18 protein-coding genes are annotated in these 20,273 nt (G+C 61.7%); 11 read left to right on the forward strand and 7 right to left on the reverse strand.

The window, feature by feature from the left end; all coding sequences use genetic code 11:
- Window positions 1-20: 20 nt before the first annotated feature.
- From JOZ06_RS05145 to JOZ06_RS05155, 3 genes are all read left to right on the forward strand, one after another.
- The gene (locus JOZ06_RS05145; protein ID WP_293229525.1) at window positions 21-641 is read left to right on the forward strand and encodes a TMEM175 family protein; all 621 of its coding nucleotides are present in this window, start codon (window positions 21-23) and stop codon (window positions 639-641) included.
- An 83-nt stretch (window positions 642-724) separates the two neighbouring features.
- The gene (locus tag JOZ06_RS05150) at window positions 725-1,048 is read left to right on the forward strand and encodes a DUF190 domain-containing protein (RefSeq protein ID WP_293229527.1); all 324 of its coding nucleotides are present in this window, start codon (window positions 725-727) and stop codon (window positions 1,046-1,048) included.
- Between the two features lie 8 nt (window positions 1,049-1,056).
- Window positions 1,057-1,368 (forward strand): hypothetical protein, encoded by a 312-nt coding sequence (locus JOZ06_RS05155; protein WP_293229530.1) that lies wholly within the window; start codon window positions 1,057-1,059, stop codon window positions 1,366-1,368.
- Here JOZ06_RS05155 and nrdG read toward each other — a convergent pair.
- Entirely contained in the window at window positions 1,342-1,815 is a 474-nt protein-coding gene (gene nrdG, locus JOZ06_RS05160) for an anaerobic ribonucleoside-triphosphate reductase activating protein (protein WP_293229533.1), read from the reverse strand. The two genes, JOZ06_RS05155 and nrdG, sit on opposite strands and share 27 nt — an antisense overlap.
- Window positions 1,812-3,953, reverse strand: a complete 2,142-nt coding sequence (nrdD, locus tag JOZ06_RS05165; RefSeq protein ID WP_293229535.1) for an anaerobic ribonucleoside-triphosphate reductase — start codon at window positions 3,951-3,953, stop codon at window positions 1,812-1,814. The genes nrdG and nrdD overlap by 4 nt, the downstream gene beginning before the upstream one ends.
- A 275-nt stretch (window positions 3,954-4,228) precedes the next feature.
- On the opposite strand from nrdD, the gene JOZ06_RS05170 reads away from it, so the two are divergent.
- The 7 genes from JOZ06_RS05170 (at window position 4,229) to JOZ06_RS05200 (ending at window position 10,359) form a co-directional block, all read left to right on the forward strand.
- On the forward strand, window positions 4,229-4,852 hold the full coding sequence (locus JOZ06_RS05170; protein WP_293229538.1) for a riboflavin synthase subunit alpha: 624 nt from the start codon (window positions 4,229-4,231) through the stop codon (window positions 4,850-4,852).
- A gap of 15 nt (window positions 4,853-4,867) precedes the next feature.
- Window positions 4,868-5,977, forward strand: coding sequence for a bifunctional 3,4-dihydroxy-2-butanone-4-phosphate synthase/GTP cyclohydrolase II (ribBA, locus tag JOZ06_RS05175; RefSeq protein ID WP_293229541.1), 1,110 nt, complete (start codon window positions 4,868-4,870; stop codon window positions 5,975-5,977).
- 36 nt (window positions 5,978-6,013) lie between these two features.
- Window positions 6,014-6,478, forward strand: a complete 465-nt coding sequence (gene ribH / locus JOZ06_RS05180) for a 6,7-dimethyl-8-ribityllumazine synthase (RefSeq protein WP_293229545.1) — start codon at window positions 6,014-6,016, stop codon at window positions 6,476-6,478.
- A gap of 73 nt (window positions 6,479-6,551) precedes the next feature.
- Window positions 6,552-6,983 (forward strand): transcription antitermination factor NusB, encoded by a 432-nt coding sequence (gene nusB / locus JOZ06_RS05185; protein ID WP_293229547.1) that lies wholly within the window; start codon window positions 6,552-6,554, stop codon window positions 6,981-6,983.
- Between the two features lie 88 nt (window positions 6,984-7,071).
- Window positions 7,072-8,031 (forward strand): thiamine-phosphate kinase, encoded by a 960-nt coding sequence (gene thiL, locus JOZ06_RS05190; RefSeq protein WP_293229549.1) that lies wholly within the window; start codon window positions 7,072-7,074, stop codon window positions 8,029-8,031.
- Complete coding sequence (locus tag JOZ06_RS05195; protein WP_293229552.1) at window positions 8,006-8,506, forward strand: phosphatidylglycerophosphatase A; 501 nt, start codon at window positions 8,006-8,008, stop codon at window positions 8,504-8,506. The genes thiL and JOZ06_RS05195 overlap by 26 nt, the downstream gene beginning before the upstream one ends.
- Window positions 8,507-8,580: 74 nt before the next feature.
- Window positions 8,581-10,359: a sensor domain-containing diguanylate cyclase gene (locus JOZ06_RS05200; protein ID WP_293229555.1), complete on the forward strand. Its 1,779-nt coding sequence runs from the start codon at window positions 8,581-8,583 to the stop codon at window positions 10,357-10,359.
- On the opposite strand, the gene JOZ06_RS05205 is transcribed toward JOZ06_RS05200, so the two are convergent.
- From JOZ06_RS05205 to JOZ06_RS05215, 3 genes are all read right to left on the reverse strand, one after another.
- The gene (locus JOZ06_RS05205; protein ID WP_293229558.1) at window positions 10,356-11,600 is read right to left on the reverse strand and encodes a hypothetical protein; all 1,245 of its coding nucleotides are present in this window, start codon (window positions 11,598-11,600) and stop codon (window positions 10,356-10,358) included. The two genes, JOZ06_RS05200 and JOZ06_RS05205, sit on opposite strands and share 4 nt — an antisense overlap.
- Before the next feature lie 91 nt (window positions 11,601-11,691).
- Entirely contained in the window at window positions 11,692-12,678 is a 987-nt protein-coding gene (locus JOZ06_RS05210) for a prolyl oligopeptidase family serine peptidase (RefSeq protein WP_293229559.1), read from the reverse strand.
- 3 nt (window positions 12,679-12,681) lie between these two features.
- On the reverse strand, window positions 12,682-13,938 hold the full coding sequence (locus JOZ06_RS05215) for a DUF1615 domain-containing protein (RefSeq protein ID WP_293229561.1): 1,257 nt from the start codon (window positions 13,936-13,938) through the stop codon (window positions 12,682-12,684).
- Between the two features lie 220 nt (window positions 13,939-14,158).
- On the opposite strand from JOZ06_RS05215, the gene JOZ06_RS05220 reads away from it, so the two are divergent.
- Window positions 14,159-15,061 (forward strand): alpha/beta fold hydrolase, encoded by a 903-nt coding sequence (locus tag JOZ06_RS05220; protein WP_293229563.1) that lies wholly within the window; start codon window positions 14,159-14,161, stop codon window positions 15,059-15,061.
- Window positions 15,062-15,126: 65 nt separating this feature from the next.
- Here JOZ06_RS05220 and JOZ06_RS05225 read toward each other — a convergent pair whose 3' ends face one another.
- Both JOZ06_RS05225 and JOZ06_RS05230 read right to left on the reverse strand, forming a co-directional pair.
- Window positions 15,127-17,442 (reverse strand): FdhF/YdeP family oxidoreductase, encoded by a 2,316-nt coding sequence (locus tag JOZ06_RS05225; protein ID WP_293229566.1) that lies wholly within the window; start codon window positions 17,440-17,442, stop codon window positions 15,127-15,129.
- A gap of 102 nt (window positions 17,443-17,544) precedes the next feature.
- The gene (locus tag JOZ06_RS05230) at window positions 17,545-20,160 is read right to left on the reverse strand and encodes a M16 family metallopeptidase (protein ID WP_293229569.1); all 2,616 of its coding nucleotides are present in this window, start codon (window positions 20,158-20,160) and stop codon (window positions 17,545-17,547) included.
- Between the last annotated feature and the right edge of the window lie 113 nt (window positions 20,161-20,273).

Here is a 20,273-nt window from a genome sequence, read left to right on the forward strand (position 1 = left end):
AAAACAGCAAGGAGGGCACGATGGGGCGAGGGCGATTGGAGGCGTTCAGCGATGGGGTGTTGGCCATCATCATCACCATCATGGTGCTGGCGCTCAAAGTGCCGGAGCAAAGCGGGTTGGCGGCGCTTAATGCCTTGTGGCCGGTATTGGCCAGCTATGTATTAAGTTTCGTCTACGTCGGCATCTACTGGAACAATCATCACCATTTGGTTCACGCCGTGCATCAGGTGAACGGCAGGATCATGTGGGCCAACCTGCACCTGCTGTTCTGGTTGTCGCTGTTGCCGTTCATGACGGCCTGGGCCGGGCAGAGCGGGTTCGCCGCCACGCCGATGATGCTGTATGGCCTCGTGTTGTTCATGGCGGGCGTGGCTTACTGGCTGTTGTTGCACAGCATTCTCGCCAGCGCAGGCTGCGACTCCGTCCTGGCGCGCGAAGTCGGTCACGACGGCAAGGGCATGGCTTCACAAGTGCTCTATCTGTTTGGGATAGGGTTGTCATGGCTGCATCCGTGGGCGGGCGGGCTGCTCTACGGCGCTGTGGCGTTGCTGTGGCTGGTGCCTGACCGGCGCATCGAGCGCGCTTTGGCGCGCGATGCCGGCACGGAACCCGCTGCGCGGAATGGGGGGCGCTCTGTCTAGGGGGGGGGCTATGGATGCATCTGGGCTGAATGCATATCAAGCGGTAGAATAAACGCGTATATAACTCGTTCTAGGCAAGGTGTATGCAAGGCTATCAGCTGACGTTTTTCAGTCCGGATGACCGATTGGTGCATGGCCGGCCGCTGGCGCAGTGGTTGCTCGAACAGGTGCGTGATGTCGGCGTGCGCGGCGCAACGCTGATCGGCGCCGACGAAGGCTTCGGTCGTGACGGCCGCATCCATGCCAGTCACTTTTTCGAACTTTCCGGCCGGCCGCAGGAGATTACCATGGCACTGTCGCAAGAGGAGGTGGATGCCGTTTTCGCCTTGCTGGCGGACCATGGCGTCGACGTGTTCTACGCACTGACGCCGATCGAGTACGGTATGTCGTCGCAACGCGGACAGTGAGCCTGCGCATGCATTTGGTCCATTACGCTCGGGCGATCCTTGCCGGCGAAATCGCGCATTGCGACAAAAAGACCGAAGCGTGGCGCGACCAGGGGTTTGATGTCGAGCGCGAGACCGCGTCGTACCGCTTCGACGATGGCGTGGTTATCCGCCGAACCGTGGAGCGCGACCGGTTTCCCAGCGAGTTGGCCTGCGCCGAATGTTGGATTACCTATGAAGTGCTGACGCAGGGCGCCGAGACGGTGATTCCGGCGAATAAAACATTCGGCAACGCCTGCCGCGAGACGTTTTGGCTACGGTACCATCTGGCCGGCGACTGACGGCTGACGCAAACGGATGAGGCGCTGATTGGCCGAGCCTCGCCAAGGCAGCGTCGTCGGCTGGTCTTGATGGAAGCGGCCGTCTATCAGCACATCCACCCATTGCAGAATCGGCAGGTCGCGCACCGCGGCATGCTCGTAACCGGTCCACAGCCAAATATCCTTGTCCGGGTAGCGCGCCTTGAACCGCTGGCAGAGATCCAGAATGGCCGGGCGATTGTGCGGAAAAAGCGGATCGCCGCCGCTCAAGCTCAAGCCGTCGTGACGAGCGCACAGATCCAGAATTTTGTCGCGCACCGCCTCGGTAAATGGCGAACCGGCCTTACGGTTCCAAGTCGAGCGGTTGTAGCAGCCCGGGCAGGCGTGCAGGCAGCCGGTGACGAACAGCGTCAACCGGATGCCTTCGCCGTTTACCAGGTCGTCGGTGTAGTAGCGGTCGTAATTCATGCCACCGAGGGGGTCGCCAAGTGTTTTACCCGGCGCATCACTTCTTTCTGCTTGCCGGCGTTGAAGGGGCGCGCGTTCGGACTGCCCAAGTAGCCGCACACCCGCCGCGTCACCGACAGCGAGGCGCTGTCGCGGTTGCCGCACTGCGGGCAGGTGAATCCTTCCGCCGTGGCCTGCGCTTCGCCCATGAAGCCGCATTCGCCGCAGGAGTCGACCGGCGTGTTGGTGCCAAAGTAGGGGACGTGCTCGACCGCGTAATCCCAAATCCGCTCCAAGGCCTTGAGGTTATGCTGCATATTGGGCAGCTCGACGTAGCTGATGTGGCCGCCGCTGGCGAGCTCGGCGTAGCCCTGCTCGAAATCGACTTTCTCGAACGGGTTGACCTTGCGTTGCACGTCCAGGTGGAACGAGTTGGTGTAATAGCCCTTGTCGGTGATCTCCGGCACCATGCCGAAGCGGGCCTGGTCGAGTTTGCAGAATCGGTGGCAGAGCGATTCGCTCGGCGTGGAGTAAAGCGAGAAACCAAATCCGGTTTCCTGGCGCCATGCTTTGGTCGCCTCGCTCATGCGGCGCACGACGCCATGCAGGAAGTCTTGCGACGCTTTGTCGTCGGCGGGGTGGCCGCCGAACAGCACTGTGCCGACTTCGTGCAGACCGATATAGCCGAGCGAAATCGAGGCGCGGCCGTCTTTAAACAGCATCATGATGTCGTCGTCCGGCGCGAGCCGGGTGCCGAAGGCGCCTTCGGTGTACAGAATCGGCGCGATGTTGGCTTTGACGCCTTCCAGTCGGGTGATGCGCGTCATCAGCGCACGGAAGCACAACGCCAACCGCTCGTCGAGCAAGCGCATGAAGTGCTCGCGGTCGCCTGCGCTTTCCAGCGCGATGCGAGGCAGGTTCAAACTCACCACGCCCAAGTTGTTACGGCCATCGAGCACTTCCTGCCCGGATGGGTCATGCCAAGCCGAGAGGAAGCTACGACACCCCATGGGCGATACCGGCACGCTCGAACCGGTGATCTGGCGATTGAGGCGGGCGGAGATGATATCCGGGTACATGCGTTTGGACGCGCACTCCAAGGCCAGTTGCTTGAGGTCGTAGTTGGGATCTTGCGGCCGCAGATTGATGCCTTCGTCCAGGAACATCACCAGCTTGGGGAATACCGGCGTCACGCCTTCCTTGCCCAGGCCGCGGATGCGCACGCGCAAAATAGCCTCCTGGATGGCGCGCGCCTGCCAGCTCGTGCCCATGCCGAAGGAGAACGTCACGAACGGCTGCTGGCCGTTGGAGCTGAAGAGCGTATTGATCTCGTATTCGCACGCCTGAATGCCGTCGTAGGTTTCCTTCTCGGTGCGCTCGCGCGCATAGCGTTCCGGCTCGGGAATCCGATACTGCTGGGCGATGACCAGATTCTTTTCGTAGCTTTTCTGAACGTACGGCGCCAGGGTCTGATCGATGTTGGGGATGGTGGTGCCGCCATACTGGTGGCTTGCCACCTGGGCGATGATCTGGGCGGTCACGGCGCAGGCCACGCCGACCGACTTCGGGCTCTCGATCTTGGCGTTGCCGAGACGGAAGCCATTTTGCAGCATGCCCTGCAGGTCGACGAGACAGCAGTTGGTGAACGGCAGAAAAGGCGAATAATCCAAGTCGTGATAGTGGATGTCGCCACTTTGATGTGCGCTCAGAATGTCCTTGGGCAGGAAGGTGCTGGCGAATTGCCGCGAGACGATCCCCGCCATCAGGTCGCGCATCACCGGGAAAACGTTGGCGTCCTTATTGGCGTTTTCGGTGGTGGCTTCCTCGTCGGTCTTATGAACGAGCCCCATCAGCTTGGCATGCAGCGCCGACCCTTGCGCGCGGATCGTGTCTCGTTCGTGACGATACTCGATGTAGACGCGGGCAACATCGGGATAGTGACGCATGAGCGCGTCTTCGACGCTTTGCTGCAAGGTGGGGATATCGATCAATGTGTGCGGCTGAGCACGGCAGGCGAGTTCGATTTCATCGGCGATACGACCGGCCAGTTCTCGCGGCGTCGGATACCCGGCGGCCTTGGCGGCACGCAGGCAGGCATCGGCAATTTTGCTGGCATCGTAGGGAACAATGGCGCCATCGCGCTTTTTGACCTGAAGCATGTACGGATTCTCTTGTTTTGCTGTTTTGTGCGCCGTTGGTCCGCCGCGGCGGTTGGCGCGGGATTCTGAGGCCGTACTCTAGGCCAAATCGTCGCCATGTGGGAAAGAAAATTTGCAAAATGTAGAGTCCATGTTTGCGTTCAATCAAGATATAGTGTTTTTCGCCGCGAGCGCCCGGCAGGTGCCTCAAACGAAAGAAATGAGGTGGCGCGTTTTGGGTATCATGAACACCTTAACTGCCCGCGTGCGGCGGGCGAGCCAATAGGAACAGCAAAATGTTTACCGGGATTGTGCAGGGCACGGGCGAGTTGGTCGCCCTGGAGGAAAAGCAAAATTTCCGCCGTCACGTCATCCGCATGGCGCCGGAAATGCTCGAGGGTTTGGTGCCGGGGGCGTCGGTGGCGCACAACGGCTGCTGCTTGACGGTGACTTCGGTCGAGGGCGACCGCGTCGCCTTCGACTTGATGCAGGAAACGCTGCGCGTCACCAATCTGGGCGCGTTGCGCCTGGGCGATCGCGTCAATCTTGAACGTGCCGCGCGCTTTGGCGACGAAATCGGCGGCCATGCCATGTCCGGCCATATCTTCTGCCAGGCGACGGTCGTCGACGTTGTGCGTTCGGCGGACAATCTCACCCTGTGGTTCGAGTTGCCGCTTGAGGCCATGAAATACGTATTGACCAAGGGGTATATCGGCGTCGATGGCGCCAGCCTGACGATCGGCGCGGTCGAGGCGCGGCGTTTTTGCGTGCATCTGATTCCCGAAACCCTGCAGCGCACCACGCTTGGCGCGCGTGCACCGGGAGAGCGGGTGAACATCGAAATCGACCCTCAAACCCAAGCGATTGTCGATACCGTCGAGCGGGTTTTGGCTCGGCAACAATCCCAAGAGAACGTATAAAAAAGGATAACTCGCATGGCAATCTCCATGGTGGAAGATATCGTCGCCGACATCAAAGCCGGCAAAATGGTCATCCTGGTCGATGCGGAGGATCGCGAGAACGAGGGCGATCTGGTCATGGCGGCCGAGTTCGTGACGCCCGAGGCGATCAATTTCATGGCCAAGTTCGGCCGCGGCCTCATTTGCCTGACACTAAGCGCCGAACGTTGCCAACAGCTGAACTTGCCGTTGATGGTCAGCCGCAACGGCGCCTCGCACGGCACGAACTTTACCGTATCCATCGAGGCGGCGACCGGCGTGACCACCGGCATTTCCGCCGCCGATCGCGCCCGCACGGTGCAGGTGGCGGTGGCGCACAACGCACGCCCCGCCGATCTCGTGCAGCCTGGACACATTTTCCCGCTGATGGCGCAGCCCGGCGGCGTGCTGGTGCGCGCCGGCCATACCGAAGCCGGCTGCGATCTGGCGCAACTGGCCGGTTTGACGCCGGCGTCGGTCATCTGCGAGATCATGAATGACGATGGCACCATGGCCCGCCTGCCGGAGCTCATGGCGTTCGCGGCCGAACATGGCATCCGCATCGGTACGATCTCCGATTTGATTCACTACCGCAGCCGCACCGAAAGCGTGGTCGAACGCGTTGGCCAACGCGCCGTCGACACCCCGTTCGGCAGTTTCGATCTGCATGTTTTCCGTGACGTGCTGACGCATGCCACGCATTTGGCGCTGGTGAAGGGGGAGCCCGCTTGCGCGCACGAGACGCCGGTGCGCGTGCACGAGCCGCTATCGGTCATGGATCTGCTCGATCCGCTGTCCGGCCCCCATTCCTGGACGGTGCCTAACGCGCTGGAATATATCGAAGAGCAGGGGTGCGGCGTGGTGATCTTGCTGCACCGCGCCGAAACCAGCGAGGATTTGCTTGCGCGCGCGTGGCCTCAGGGCACGCCGGACCCGCAGACCTGGGATAGCAAGACCTTTGGCATCGGCGCGCAAATTCTCAAAACGATCGGCGTGGGCAAGATGCGCCTGATGTCCTCGCCCCGTCCATTGCCGAGCATGGCCGGGTTCGATCTGGAAGTGACGGGCTTCTGTCAGCCGCAACACGGCATGACGGAAATGGATTAAAATGGATTGTTCTGCGCATAGAACACGAGGTTGAACATGCTGGAAAGCATCCATCGCATCGCCCCGAACCTGACCGGCAGCGGCCTGAAGGTCGGCATCGCCATGAGCCGCTTCAACGAAAACGTCTGCTGCGGACTGCGCGATGCCTGCCTGGATGAGTTGGCGGTATTGGGCGTCGCTCCGGCCGATGTGACGTTGGCGACGGTGCCGGGCGCGTTGGAAATCCCCCTGACGCTGCAGACCATGGCGAAGAGCGGCCGTTTTGACGCGCTCATCGCGCTAGGCGCGGTTATCCGCGGCGAAACGTATCATTTCGAGCTGGTCTCCAACGAAGCCGGCAGTGGACTCACCCGCATTGGCCTAGATAGCGGCATTCCCGTGGCCAACGCCGTGCTGACCACCGAAAATGACGAGCAAGCCGAAGTGCGCATGCTGGAAAAAGGCCGCGACGCCGCGCGCGTGGCGGTGGAAATGGCTCGGCTGCAGCAGGCGCTGCGCTGAGAACGTGTAGGTCATAGACAAGGCCGTCGGCGGGTAACGCGGACGGCTTCGTTCTTTACAAGGAATTGCATTGATGAAAACTGCCCGTCGCCGTGCGCGCGAATTCGTGGTCCAGGGGCTGTATGAATGGACGATGAATCCGGATCGTGCCGCCAGCACGATCGAAAAGCACTTGCGCGAAAATGAATATTTCGCCAAGGCGGACGAAACCCTGTTTCGCTCCCTGATGTACGGCGTTCTGAAAGATGCCGCTCAACTATCCGCTCTGGTTGCTCGTTACTATGAACGCGCCCCGGAGGATGTCAGCCCGATCGAACGCGCAGTATTGCTGATGGCGGCTTTCGAGCTGACGCAGCATTTGGAAACGCCTTATCCGGTCATCATCAACGAAGCGATCGAGATTACCAAGACATTCGGCGGCACCGATGGACATAAGTTCGTCAATGGCGTGCTGGACAAGCTGGCGGCCCAAGTCCGCGAAGAAGAGGCGGCACGCCGCTCGTAGTGATCGCGGTTCCGTCGCGCTGAGGGGCCGCCTGCAACCCTTTTAATGCCACCCGCCTTTGGGCGGGTGTTTTTACATCATCCTGGCCATGAACGAATTTGACTTGATTCGCCGCTATTTCACGACACCAGACCCCGATGGGCAAGTCGTGTTGGGCATCGGCGACGATGCGGCCATCCTGCGGCCAAGCCCGGGGGGCGACGTGCACGTCTCGGTCGACACCCTGGTCAGCGGGCGTCACTTCTTTGCCGATGTCGCGCCGGCGGCGCTGGGGCACAAGACGCTCGCCGTCAATCTGTCGGATATGGCCGCCATGGGAGCGCGCCCCCGGTGGGCGTTGCTGGCGTTGACGCTGCCGCAGGTGGATGAAGATTGGCTTTCGGCCTTTGCCTCCGGCCTGTTCGCCCTCGCGCGCGCGCATGATGTGGCATTGATTGGCGGGGATACCACGCGTGGTCCGTTGACCTTGTCGGTGACCGTGATGGGGGAGACCCCCGTAGGGACGGCCTTATGCCGCCACGGCGCACGCGCTGGCGACGATGTTTGGGTGAGCGGCCGGCTGGGGCTGGCCGCGCTGGCGTTGCGGCATCGGCGGCTGGACGAGCCGCCCCCCGCGGATGTGTTGGCCGATTGCCGCACACAACTGGAGTGGCCGCAGCCGCGCGTGGCGCTGGGGCAGGCGTTGCTGCCACTGGCACATGCCTGCATCGATGTTTCCGATGGCTTGATGGCGGACCTCGGCCACATTTTGACGCGCTCAGGGGTGAACGCTGAAATTTGGTTCGACACGCTGCCGACGCATCCGTGGATGGCTGCGCGGCGCTTGGCGCTGGCCGATTGCTTGGCAGCGGGCGGCGACGACTACGAGCTGTGCTTCACCGCCCCCGTCGCCGTGCGCGACGACATCGCCGCGCTGTCGGCCCTTTGTCCGGTGACGCGCATTGGCCGGGTGTTGCCCGAACCGGGGCCTGCTCGGCTCTTGGATGCGTCCGGTAACGACATTCATTTGGGGAGTAGTGGATTTGACCACTTTCAAGATCAAGCCTGACCTGAAGTTCATCACCAGCCACCCGGCTTATTTCATCGCCTTTGGTTTCGGCAGTGGGCTCATTCCCTGGGCACCGGGCACCTTCGGCACTTTGGCGGCGTACCCGTGCTACTGGCTGCTGCGGCTGGCGGGCATCGACGGCTTGTGGTTGGCATTGCTGTGCCTGCCGCTGTTTCTGCTCGGCGTCTATGTCAGCGAAAAAACCGATCGCGCGCTGGGCGTGCACGATCACGGCGGCGCCAACTTCGATGAAGTGGTGGCCATGCTGCTGATTCTATCGGTGACGCCGGCGAATTGGCTTGCCTGGATCATCGCGTTCGCGGCATTCCGCTTGTTCGACATCGCCAAACCCTGGCCGATTCGCTGGATTGACGAGCGCGTCCATGGCGGTTTGGGCGTGATGCTGGACGACATCGCCGCCGCGATACCTTGCATGTTGTTGATGTGGGGGCTCGGCTATTTCCATATAGTTTGAGCAATGACAAGTGACAAACTTGCTGGTGTGAATTAAAAACAAAACAGACAAGCGGGTGTTTCCCAGAGGCTGTCGTGGAAAAAACCGATTACAGCAATATCCCCGACTGGACACTTCACTTTGACCGTGCCAAAGACGCGTGGCTCGCGCTTTCCGTTGATGGCACGGTACGGCAATTCAACCCGCTGGTGCCGCCGCTGCTTGGCGTAACCCCGTCCCGGCTGGCCGGCAAAAAACTTTCCAAACTACTCAAACGTGCCGATTCGACGGTGCCACGCAGCGATGCCGTGTTCCGTGGCATGCTGTTTGTTCTGCAAAGCGGTCGCAAGGCCGGCGCGATCATTGCGCTGGAGGAGATGCCTTGTGCGTTGCCGAATTGGCACGGCCGCTTGCTGCGCTTGGCCGACGTCACCGAATTGATCGAAGCGGAAACCGGCCGGACGCGCAAACTCGACCGGTTAACCGCTCTGGCGGATATCATGACCCTGGCGGAATCGGACCGTCAGCGCTGGCTCGACGAGGCGATGGAACTGGGGGCGCGCACGCTGGGGCTCGAACTCGGCATGACGAGCCGCATCCATGACGATACTTTTGTGCTGCTGGCGCATAACGCGCCAGGCATTTTGCAGTATGGCCAAATGTGGCCATTGGGGCAGACCTATTGCAGCATCACCGTTCTCACGCACGACGTGCAGGCCCTATCCCCGTTCAAAGACTCCGAGTGGGGGAAACACCCCTGTTATCAGGTCTTCGGCTATCAATCCTATATTGGCGCCCCCTTGTGGGTGCATGGCGAGCTGTACGGCACGGTCTCTTTCTGCTCCAAAGTCTTGCGCCCCGACGGGTTCGATCATAACGACAAAGTGTTCGTCAAACTGTTGGCGCGCTGGATTGGCGGCGTCATCGAGCGCATGAACGTCGAGGGGCGGTTGCGCGAATCGCATGGCGAGCTGGAAGAGCAGGTGGAGCTGCTTGCCATGGCCGAGAAAGTGGCGAGACTGGGGCACTGGCGCCTGGATATGCAGCTGCGCACGCTATTGTTGTCGGAAGAGGCTCAAGGGTTTCTGGGCTTGCCGACGCGCCCCGATTGGGGGCTCGGCGAATTCGAGGCGCTGATCGCCGCCGACGATCGCGGCGCCTGGCGCGATCAAATCAACGCCTGCGCGCGCGACGGCGCTCAGATTGGGCTGGAGCTGCGCATGATCAATGCGGACGGCTACACCCGCTGGCTGTCGTTGCGCGGCATGCGCCTGGAGCAGCACGACCAGCATCAGCTATTCGGCGTCATGCTGGACATTACCGACACCAAACAGGCGCAAGAGACGATTCTGTTCCAGGCCAGCCACGATTCGCTGACCGGATTGATCAACCGGGTATTGTTGTTCGACCGGCTTGGGCAGGAAATCCGCCGCTGCCAGCGCAGCGATGGCCATTTTGCCGTGCTGTTCATCGATCTGGATTATTTTAAGCAGATCAACGACCGTTATGGCCATGAGGCCGGTGATCGCGTGCTGGTTCAGGTGGCCAAGCGCCTGGTCGCGGCGTTGCGTAAATCCGATACCGTCGGCCGTTTCGGCGGCGACGAGTTCATCGCCATTGTTCCCGGCCTCAATAGCGGCGAGACGGCGGCCCTTTTGGTGCGCAAGATCCTGCGCCGGCTGGAGGCGCCGATCTTGTTCGGCCGTGACGAGCTGTTTATTTCCGCAAGCATCGGTATCAGTTACTACCCCAGCGACGCCGCCTTGCCGCAAGACCTGATTCGCAAGGCCGACAACGACATGTATCGCGTCAAGGAGTCGCGCCGCGGCCTGCCCAACCCGTTATCCGCCGGCAAGCGGCGTTCTGGCCGCTAGCCGCCCACGTAGCGCCGAATCAGCACGTCCACCGCCGGCCCGACCTGTGTGCGCCATTGTTGGCGCAGCGTGGCCGGAAGCGGCGTGGCGGCATCGGTTGGCAGTGCAAGCAGGGCGGGCAGGTCCTGATCCAGTGTGTGCTGACCCTCCGTCGCCTGGCGCAGCAGCGCGTCGAGCTGATGCCAGAAGGTGGCGCCTTGGGTGTAGAACTGCGGATAAGCTGCCGCATCTCCCTCTTCGTGCCGCCGCTGCCAGTCCAATAGCGTGGCCGGCACGGGGCGGCTCGCGTCGATGAATTTGTCGCGCAGCGCCTGGATCTCGCGTTGCCGGCTTCCCAGTCGCGAGAGCGCCCGCAAAGCGTAAAACTGCGCCAGACTTTCGCCATACCACGCCGGATGATCGCCCGGACGGGTCAGCGCCGCGAGCTGATGAAACTGCTCATGCGCCAAGGTCATCAAGCTCAGACTGCTGCCACGAGGGTCGCCGGCGACATAACCGGAAACAAAGCTGCGATCGCCGGCGGCGCCCGAGGCGCGGCCACTTGCAGGGTTCATACCGAGCCAAACCACCAACAGGCGTCCCCCTCGCTCCACGCGCATCACTTCCGTCAGCCAAGCCATCGCCCGCCGCTGTAGCGCGATCAACCCCATGCGCCACACCGCTTCGGGGCGGTCGGCGACATGGGTGACGCGCACGCCTTGCGCCCCCACGGTGGTTCCCGCTACGTTGCCGAGCGCGAAGAACGCCGGCGGCGCGTCGCCATCCGGCAAGAACCAGGCGCTCGCCGCCGGCTCGCCGCCGCCCAGTACCGGCAAGTTGGCCGTCAGTCTGGCCAAGCCGGCATGCTTTGGCCGCAGCAGCGACGTCCCTTCCGATAATAGCCACCACGAACGGTCAGGAAAGTACAGGCTGCGCTGCCGCGCCGGGTCGGCCCCGTCGTCGCGCACCGTGTCGAAGCGGATCTGCCAATCCACACGGCGACAGCCGGCCGGTTTGACCCAGCCGCGATCCTGTTCGACGAGCGGCTCGGCGCCGCAACGCGGTTGAAGAATTTGATGGCTGAGCCCCCGTGTCACGCCCTGCGCGCCGAGCCACATCTCGCCGGCACCGTCCGCTGGCAATGTCAAACTCGCCTCAACCAAGTCTGGCGTGTCCGGATGAACCGCCAGCTGGTAAATCGCGGCAGGCGAGCCGGCGGCGGGCATGGCGCATGGCGCGGCGTCGAGCAGGGCAGGACACATAGGTGTGGCTTTCGAAAAAGGGATTTTGACCATCTCCGGTCCGATGAGGTTGCGCATGACCGCATCGGACCGTTCCGAAAGCGAAGGGTCCCTATGGCCGCGCAGAGGTGGGGTTTAGGGTCCGCTGGAAGAAGGCCAGCACTTCGGCATTGAACGTCGCGTGAAAGGCCGCACGGTCAAAGCCTGGCGCATCGGTGCAGATCTGCGGTATTTCCCGTGCCAGATCGGGTGGGCAGGGCGCCAGGAAGGCGAAATGCCCGCTACCGGGAACGTCGTGAAACTCGGGCGTCAACGGGAGATGGCTGCGCAGCGCGGCCACTTGCGCCGGCATCACGCCGTCGCCGCCATGCGCCGAAGCCCACAATTGCATGGGGATGCGCACGCCTTGCAACGTTTCGGGCGTGGGAAAGGCATTCAGCGGATCGGCCACGACCACGGCTTTGATGCGGGAGTCGTGCATCAGGCGTGGCGCCGCCCATTGCGGTTGGCTGGCCTCTGCGCAGATCGGCGCGCCGGGTTCGGGGCAAGGCAAATCGGCATGCAAAAAATCCGGGGAGCCGCCGGCGAGGACCAGCGCGGTATAGCCGCCGCGAGAAAAACCAAACATCCCAATGCGGCGGGAGTCGATCCTGGACGCGTCCGGAAAGGCGCCGAGCAGGTAATCGACCACCCGTTTGATATCCTCAGGCCGTTCGATCATCACGGAGATATCGCCTGAGCGACTGTGGTCGAGCGCATTGTCGCCGGGGTGATTGACGGCGGCCACGATGAAGCCGGCATTGGCCAGCGCCTCCGCCGTATCGTGGTGCCCGAGATTGGTGCCGGCGTGGCCGTGCGACATCACCACCAACGGCAGTGCCGAGCCCTCAATGGGACAATCGCGCACCGCCGGCAGCGAGAAGGGACCGACGACAATCCGATCTGCCGGCTGAGTGCAAGGACTCCATATCGCGACACGCATTGCCGGCCCATTGCCGTCCGCCGGCAAGGTGACAAAGCGCAGTCCGGCACCCAGCGCCGTGGCCGTCAGCACGGCAAGCCAGAGGAAAAGACCAAAGACAGCCAGGGATCGTTTCATCGCTTAATCCGCTTTGAAGCCGCCGCGCGCCATGCACTGGCGGTAATGGTCGTTCACGCGCGTGGCGAACCATTCGGTTGTCAGTCGGTGCGTGAATTTCGGACTGACGAGCACGATTTGCGGAATCATCTCGCGCGGCACGCGGCGGCCCGCCAACCGGTCGGCGGCGGCGAACACGCGTTGATAGAGCACGGTCTGCTCGAAGGTCGACAGTTTTTCCTGCTTCAAGTCGCGTACAATGTCGCCGCCGCTCATCTGCAACCGGCCGGTCATCGCCATGAGCGCCGTCTGGGTTTCGCTCGGCTGGCCGGAGAAGATGCGGTCCATCTTGTTCTTGTACAGCATCAAATCGCCGTCGAGCGCCAACTTGCGCCCGGCAAGACGCGCCACCGCAGCCTGGAAGGCGGCATTGCGACTGCTGTAGCGGCCGGCATTGTAATCGGCGAAGCGATAGATCATCTGATCGTACGGCGCGGCGTATTGCAACAGGATGGCCGTGCCGAAATACACGCTGCCACGCAGGCTGAATACTTCGTCGCGCAGGTTGCCGTAGCTGTACGGATAGGGCCACGCGCGGATCTGCGTTTGCGCGAACGCCACGCTCACCTGCATCGGACCGCCATCGCGAATCGGGTTTTTGTCCTGCAACATCTGTTGCCCATAAGGCAGCTCCCGCACCATGTCCTCGTACAGCTGGTTCATCTGCCGCTTGGTGCGCAGGCTGTTTACCCGCTCCTTGTAGCTGTGCCCGTCCGGCGAGGTTTTGAGCATGGCCGCGTCAATGACGAACTGCGGAATCATGTACTTCTTGCGGTGGTCGTCAATTTCCTTCCAAACGATGGCGGATAGGTTAGGCACCGGCGGGTCGGGATTGAAATCCGACTCTTGCTGCGCCACGGCCAGTACCGCGCAGAAATACTGCGGCGCATAAGGAATCTTTAGTTGGGTAAACGCTGCGAAAACGTTGTCGGACCAGGCTTTACGCGACGGAATACCGCGTGGCAGCAGGGTATCGAGCAACGCCCGTCCGGCTTGCGGGTTGTTGTAGTTCGGCTGGGGCGGCGTGGTGGGGCGGCTGGGTGCCGGCGGCGGCGTCACGGCGGGCTGTACCGGCACGGGGGCGGGTTCCACCGCCGGGGCGGAGGCGGGCAGTGGTGCGGCAACCGGCGCGGAGGCGCTGGGGGCCGGGGTTGGGGCGCTGGCGCAAGCGGTAAGAATCAGCGGGGCGGCAAGCAGGAAATAGGCGTGACGGAGCGACATGGCGGAGGCGATGAGTGCAAAACCCTATTTTACGTCCCCCTGTCCGGCTGTACAGCATAAGCCCTTGAGGCAAGACAATTCCACGGTCGTTATGCTATTGGCATTAATGTGGTGTTAAAATGTGTGTCTTATTGTGTACATTGATTAAGAAAACCGTTGACGTGTGAAATTTTCCCACGTATATTTGCTGCAACATTTAACTAATGTATTTAAAAGTCATATGACTTCGCATACTAACGAACCGGTTCAAGCCGAAGATTGCATCCACCTGGAAGGGGGACGCCATGCGGTATTGTTGTTGCATGGCCTGTCTGGCTCCGCCACCGAGGTGATGTTTGTCGCCAAGCACTTGAACCGCTGCGGCTATACCGTGCGTGTGCCGATTTTGCCCGGACATCAGACTTCGGTGCGCGATTTGGCCAACACGGCTTGGCAGGATTGGTATCGTACGGCTGAGGCGCATTTCGAGCAGCTGTCCAAACGCTATGCACGCGTTTCCGTGTCCGGCCTGTGCATGGGGTCCGTGCTTTCGCTCTATCTGGCGTCGCAGAAGGGTGAGCGCGTCGCCTCGGTGATCGCCATGTCCACCACGCTGGCCTACGATGGCTATTCGATGCCTTGGTACAGCTTCTTGTTGCCGCTGGTGCTGTACACGCCGCTGAAGCACGTCTGGTCTTATAAAGAGGGCGGCAACTACGGGGTCAAGAATCCGACCGTGCGCCGCCGCGTGGCCAATGCCATGGCGCAAAAATCGAAGACGTTCTATGACCGCACGCCGGCCACCAGCGTGTTGGAAATGCGTCGTTTGATTCGCGCCACCAAGAAGCGCCTGCCGCTCATCAGCGCGCCCGCGCTGATCCTGCACGCACAAGAGGACGAAGTCGCCAGTGTGCGCAATGCCGATTACCTTGAGCGGCACTTGGGCTCGGCCTATACCCGCAAGGTGGTGCTCGACGATTGCTACCATCTGATCACCGTCGACAACCAACGCGATGTGGTGGCGGACGAAGCCGTTAAATTCCTCTCCCAGCAGGATGAACATGCCCGCTGCGAGTCGCTGATTTCCCAAGCGCGCAGATCGCTGGGCGTGGGGGTGCGTCAAGCCTATCACATGGCGGCGTAAGCTGACGTAGCGGTTTATCGAAACAGCCCGATTGGCGATGCCAATCGGGCTGTTTCATTGTCGACTCAATCGTTGGTCGTATCGGCGCGATACATTCGCACGGGAATCGACTTCGACGTCGGCGTGTTGCTCAATACGCCGACGCTGTCGAGCGGCACCAGCGGATTGGCCTCCGGGAAGTAGGCGGCCAGGCTGCCTGGTGGAATGTCGTATTCCACCAAGAGAAAGCCATGCACGGTGCGTTCGATGCCGTCATCCCATATCGTGGATAAGTCGACCCGATCCCCTGGCGTCAAGCCCAGCCGGTCGATGTCCTGCCGGCTGGCGAACACCACATCCCGCTGGCCATAGACACCGCGATAGCGGTCGTCGAGCGCATAGATCGTGGTGTTGTATTGATCGTGTGCGCGCATGGTCATCAGGGTCAGCGCTTGTTCGCCGTGCTCTCGCCGGGCACGGTGGATCGGCGTATCCAGATCGAGTGGCTGGACGACGAATTGCGCCTTGCCCGATTCGGTTTTCCATACGCGATCGCGCGAGGCGACCCCCAAGTGGAAGCCGCCGGGCGCCGCTACCCGGCGGTTATAGTCTGCAAAGACATCGAACACGCGGCCGATATGGTCGCGAATCACCGCATAGTCGCCGGCGAGCTGTCGCCAATCGACTAGGCTGCTACCCACCGTAGCCTCGGCCAGCCGCGCGATAATCGCCACTTCCGATAAGAGACGCGGCGAGGCGGGCGGTTTGAAACCGCGCGACAGATGCACCATGCTCATCGAGTCCTCAACCGAAACGCTTTGCGCCACGCCGTTTTGCACATCGATCTCGCTGCGTCCCAGCGTGGGCAAAATCAGCGCCTCGGCGCCATGCACCAGATGACTGCGATTGAGTTTTGTGGTGATTTGCACCGTCAAGGCGCAACGCCGCATGGCATCGAAGGTGCGCGGCGTGTCCGGCGCGGCCATGACGAAATTGCCGCCCAGACCGATGAATACTTTCACTTTGCCTGCCAGCATGGCCTGGATGGTCGCCACCACGTCAAGACCGTGTCGCCGAGGCGGATTGAAACCGTAGACCTGCTCCAACCTGTCGAGGAAAGCAGCCGTCGGCCGCTCCTCGATGCCGACCGAACGGTTGCCCTGTACGTTGGAATGCCCCCTCACCGGGCAGAGCCCGGCGCCTGGCCGGCCGATTTGGCCGCGCAACATCATCAGGTTGGACAGCATTTGGATCGTCGCCACCGAGTGGCGGTGCTGGGTGATGCCCATGCCCCAGGTAACGATGGTCGCGCGCGATTGCACGAAAATCTGTGTCAGCTGTTCGATTTCCTCGCGGCGCACGCCGCTTTCCTCGACGAGCGTTGCCCAGTTTTCCCCGCGCACGTCGCTGGCAAACGCCTCGAAGCCGGTGGTGTGGGTGGCGATAAATGCAGTATCCAGCACGCGCTCATGGCCGGCCACGCGCGCGACATCGTCCAGCTCGATCACCCGCTTGGCCATCGCCTTGATCAGCGCGAAATCGCCTCCTGGATGGGGGCGGATAAACAACGAGGATAGCGCCATGCTACTGCCCGCCAGCACCTCGCCAGGATGCTGAGGATTGGAAAAACGCTCCAGCCCCCGTTCGCGCAGCGGGTTGATCGATACGATGGTCGCGCCGCGCCGCGCTGCCTCGCGCAATTCGCCCAGCATCCGCGGGTGATTGGTGCCGGGGTTCTGACCAAAGATCAGAATGGCGTCGGCCAGCTCGAAGTCCTCGAGCGTGACCGTGCCTTTACCGATGCCGACCGTACCGGGGAGGCCGCGGCTGGTGGCTTCGTGGCACATATTCGAACAGTCGGGGAAATTGTTGGTGCCGAAGAGACGGACAAATAATTGCAGCAGGTAGGCCGCTTCGTTGCTGGTACGGCCGGAAGCGTAAAAAGCCGCTTGATCCGGATGGGGCAGTGCCTGCAAATGCGCGGCGATCAAAGCCATGGCGGCATCCCAATCGATGGGACGGTAGGTGTCGCTCTTCGCGTCGTAACACATCGGTTCGGTCAAGCGCCCGTGCTGCTCCAGTTCGAAGTCGGATTGACGCATGAGTTCGGTTACCGTATGACGGGCAAAAAAGTCTGCCGTTACCACCCGGCTCGTGATTTCGGCCGCCACCGCTTTGACGCCATTTTCACAAAATTCGAAACGATTGGGATGGGCGCGTTCCGGCCAGGCGCAGCCCGGGCAATCAAAACCGCTCGGCTGGTTTTGCTTGAAAAAGGCTTTCAGGTTGCCGAGCGCCACCTGCTCCTGTCGTAGGCTGGCAGCGGAAAACCGGATGGCATCCCAGCCACCCGCCGCGCGGGAGTAGGGGGCAATGCGGCCAGGCTTGTCATCCTTGCTCAAAAAGCGCCTCTCTATGTTATGCAATCACGATAGAGGCACTATACTGGCGAATGCCAAGCCTGCCTATATGAAAATCATTATCATTGCGCGCATCGCGCTCGATCAGAAATCGCCGGCCAGGATGCGCGCCATGCGGTCTGGAACCAGATGTCTGCGCAATGCGTCGTTCACCTCGGCGAGCGACAGCGCGAGCAGGTTGTCGAAATCCTGCAAGCGTAAAACCCCTTCGCCCTCAATGCCCGCCAGCCAACGCGCCGCCTCCAGACAATCGCTTGCCGGCATCTGCCGCCGGGTCCAATCGCGCTTCCAACGAAGGTTGGTATAGCTTTGCTGGGCTTTGGCAAGCTCCTCCGACTCGAACCCGCCCTCGTGCGCCCGCAGCAGTTCCTCATCGAATGCCCGCTCCACGCGCGCCTGGTTTTGCGGCGCGAAAGTGGTGCGCGATTGCCATAGCGCATAGCCGGCCGGCCGTAGTTTGACGCTGCCGTGGGTGCCGTAGGTCAGCGCGTCCTGTTCGCGCAGGCGCTGCCATAGCCGCGAGCTGGCGGAGGTGGACAGCAGCCGGCTGGCCATGCATAGCGCGGGATAATCGGCATCCTCTTGGCCAAGCGGCAAAGGCAGCAGCACCGTCATACTGGCGTTGCGGTAACCCGGCCTGGCCGATACGCGCCGGTAGCCCGCCACGCTAAGCGTCGGTGTATACGGAATGGGAAGATAGGGTCGAACGGCGCGCCAGGCGCCGAAGCTCGTGGCCAGCATTTGCATTGCCTCGTCGACGTTAAAATCACCGCACGCGGCAATGTCGGCCGCGTCCGCACCCAGCAGGGTATGCATCATGGCACGAAGAAACGAAAAATCCAACGCCTCGGCTTCATTGGCGAGCCGCGCCGCGCTAGGTGGATGCAAGGGATGCTCGGGCGGGTAGGGCAGAAGGCCGAACTCCGGCATCGCTTCACTTTGAATACGCCGCTCCGGCGTCAGCAAACGGCTGCGAATACGTTCAAATAGTCCTGGGGACATCTCCGTGCCGCCACGCAACAACGTTGCTATGCGACGCAATGCCTGAAAGAGCGCATCGGCGGACTTTGCCTCGACTTCAATGCGAAGTTGCATCGCCGACATCACTGTGGCGCGGCATTTCCCGCCTGACGGTTTGATGTCCGCGCGCTCGATCATTTGTGCCAGGACATGCGCGAACAGGTGTTGACCGTAGAGAGAGGCAAGATCGCCAAAACGCAGCGTCAATACCGCCGCCGCACCCTCGGAGCATGCCAGCAGGGCATAGCGCATCCCATTGTCCAACATGCCGCGCGCCGCCAGAGCCTCCGCTTGTGCTTGGCTCGGTATGGGCTGCTCGCCCCCCGCATCGGACGGACGCCAAAGGCACTGATAATCCGCTAGTTGCGCGTCAAGGCCGATTCCCGCTAGCGGCCAGGCCAGCGGCGCCTGCGCGGCGGGGATGTAATGGCCGAGGGTGCGGTTTGGCGCGCGCAGCAGGCTTTGCGCAACGTCCTGCACATCCGCCAATGTTGTCGCCAAGACGCGGTCATGGAGCAAGAAATGCCAGCGCCAATCCCCGAGCGCGGACGCATCGGTCAGCGCGTGCCCAATCAAGTCGGGACGCCGCGTGCGCTGCGTCCAATCGTTCAACCAAACATCCCGCGCCAACTGAAACTCGGCGCGGGAAATCGGCTCGGCCGACTCCAGTGTCGACAAGAGGTTTCCCGTGGCGCGTTCGCTATCCGCCGATGTCGACAGCACGGCAAGGAATGCCGCCAGCCCCCCTTCGGCAAAATGCATGGAGGTATCCAAAAAGTCGTCGATCTGTCCGGACAACGCCTTGCGTAAACGCCAAGCCATGATCGTCTCCACCAGCATTGTCGCGGCCACGTCGGCGTGAATGGCGCTCGGCGCACGATATGCCGCAAGCAATGCCGCATCTCCGCCTACGCCTCGCAGTATCACTTGGCGCTCGCCTTGTTGCGGCGGCTCGACCGTACTTGTCGGCGCGACAGCGGGTTCGGACGTTTTGATGGCACCAAATTGCGCATGGATGGTGTTGAGCAGAAAGTCCCGGTCGAAGTGCCCGGCGATGATCAACGTGGCGTTATCGGGGCGGTAATGGCGCAGATAAAACGCTTTCAGGCGTTGGAGTTCTGCGTGCTCTATATCGCTGCGCGCGCCGGAAACGTCGTTGCCGTAGTTGTGCCACTTGAACATGGCGGCGCCGACTTCGTACAACAGCGCGCGCATCGGCTGATCGGCACGCATCTCCATCTCGTTGCGCACGACGATTTTTTCGCCATCCAAGTGATGCTGGGCGATGAAACTTTGCTGGCGCAGGGTATCGGCCAACCAGGACAGGAAATAGGTCTGGTTGTCGGCCAGCGTGTGATTGTCGGCGAACACCGCGTGATACTGGGTACTGTCCACCGAGGTCCTGGCATTCAGATCGCAGGCGCGTTGCTCCAGCTCGGCCAACAGATTGCCGCCAAGCCGAGGCGATCCTTTGAAGACCATATGTTCGAGTAGATGCGCCATGCCGGTCTCACCGTAGTTTTCGTGCCGGGAACCGACGCGATAGCAAAGCGATATGAAGGTGGGCGCGGAGGAGTAGGGCAGCAGCAGGCATTGCAGACCGTTGGCCAACCGGTACTCCGTGATGTTTTGCATCTCGCGGACGCGTTGCATGCCTGGAGGGAGGTGGACGTGCGGCATGGTTGACTCCTTTCGCCAGAAGTGAAAGCAGTCAGTCTATGAGCGTCTCGGTGTTCGCCATAGGGCGCGTGGTCGATGCCGAGACAAACGGCGGTGTGGACAGCGCAAGCCAA

Source organism: Paludibacterium sp. (assembly GCF_019232825.1).
Lineage (GTDB): Bacteria > Pseudomonadota > Gammaproteobacteria > Burkholderiales > Chromobacteriaceae > Paludibacterium.